The following is a 1270-nucleotide window of genomic DNA, read 5'->3' as shown; positions in this document are numbered from 1 at the left end:
AGACGATCTGTTTTTCTAAGTCTATCGAGATTCATGACAAAGTCATTGGAACCTGTATCGAAAGACGCTTCTTCAACTCCTTTAAATCATGACCACCTTTTCCTTGTTGGGACTACCAACCAAGTTATCTACCGCCTCATTTAGCCATTCCAATGGCAGATAATAATCCATTGACAGAACCACTTTGGTTTGTATTGCCCTTTGGCTCTGCTCCTATCCATGCTAGCCCCGATAAACGCCAAGCCTTAAACCATGCACTTGGGCTTAAACAACTGACTTCAATCTGTATTAGCCAGCCTAGCGTACCTCATTCAATCGCAGCTCAGCAGATGAATAAAGTAGCAGGATTTAAAATTCAACAAGGCTTAGATCACCTAGTAGAGTTAAGCTTTGATGAAGCGCAGGCAGGGCTAAGCCATGACTTTAAACCTGCCCTACCCTTAATCATATATTGGTAATTTAAGGTTTAGCCGCTACTTCTTGTTTAAGCTGCGCCACAGTTTTCCCACCCACAGCAATACTGTTATCAGGATACTCACGAATTGCCACAAAGAATAACTGCTTGGAAATTCCTGTCACTTCTACGGCAGTATTAGTTAACTTTTCAATTAAATCTGCTTTTACTGCTTCACTCAATTGACCAGCTTCAAAACTAATAATTGGCATAAACAAACCTCTTTATTTTAAGAAAACTTAGCTTTTAATTGGCGTTGTTGAAGAAAAATACCCACGACCGCCGGTAAAGCTAACCAAAACCCCGAAACTGGCATTAAGATAATCCCTAAGACTGTTAGTATTAGCATAGCCCAAGCCATACTAAGCGGTATTCCTTGTCCTGCACGCTCTAAATCCTTAATCGCCATTCCCAAAATAAATAATAAGATTCCAAATAAACCGAACCACGTTACTGCCCCTATTAACGGATCATTGCCAACACTATTAACAATACCGCGCTTAACGATTTCAGCCAGTACGCTGGGAAAAAGCACTATCATAACGAGGGTATGTATGAGTGCTACAAACATGAGCCAATAACCTATCCAAACTTTCATCTTATAATATCTCCATCCAATGATGACGCATTTTAACTTGCGCCCTTATACGCTCAAAAATCTTGCACAAACCATAAATAGTGCGATCAAAGAAAATAAAATCATTGACGATTTTATTCAGTGTAAGTACCTACCTAAAAGAAATCGCATATTGATGTCCGATGAGGTCTAAGACGTGGCGTAGCTCGTGCTGAAGCATCTCCAAGGACTCATAGGCG

At 40.4% G+C, this 1270-nt stretch carries 4 protein-coding genes; 2 read left to right on the top strand and 2 right to left on the bottom strand.

Going from position 1 to position 1270, the window contains the following annotated elements:
* The first annotated feature begins 5 nt into the window (after window positions 1-5).
* Both A3IE_RS23500 and A3IE_RS21565 read left to right on the top strand, forming a co-directional pair.
* Window positions 6-92 (top strand): IS1 family transposase, encoded by an 87-nt coding sequence (locus A3IE_RS23500; protein ID WP_425425147.1) that lies wholly within the window; start codon window positions 6-8, stop codon window positions 90-92.
* A 60-nt stretch (window positions 93-152) separates the two neighbouring features.
* On the top strand, window positions 153-458 hold the full coding sequence (locus A3IE_RS21565) for a hypothetical protein (RefSeq protein ID WP_020397268.1): 306 nt from the start codon (window positions 153-155) through the stop codon (window positions 456-458).
* Between the two features lies 1 nt (window position 459).
* On the opposite strand, the gene A3IE_RS0119435 is transcribed toward A3IE_RS21565, so the two are convergent.
* Both A3IE_RS0119435 and A3IE_RS0119430 read right to left on the bottom strand, forming a co-directional pair.
* On the bottom strand, window positions 460-666 hold the full coding sequence (locus tag A3IE_RS0119435; RefSeq protein WP_020397267.1) for a tautomerase family protein: 207 nt from the start codon (window positions 664-666) through the stop codon (window positions 460-462).
* 17 nt (window positions 667-683) lie between these two features.
* Window positions 684-1052, bottom strand: a complete 369-nt coding sequence (locus A3IE_RS0119430) for a DUF6463 family protein (protein WP_020397266.1) — start codon at window positions 1050-1052, stop codon at window positions 684-686.
* Window positions 1053-1270: the final 218 nt, after the last annotated feature.

Origin of the sequence: Thiolinea disciformis DSM 14473, assembly GCF_000371925.1 — a bacterium.
Classification (GTDB): domain Bacteria; phylum Pseudomonadota; class Gammaproteobacteria; order Thiotrichales; family Thiotrichaceae; genus Thiolinea; species Thiolinea disciformis.
This window is presented reverse-complemented; position numbering and strand designations above follow the sequence as displayed.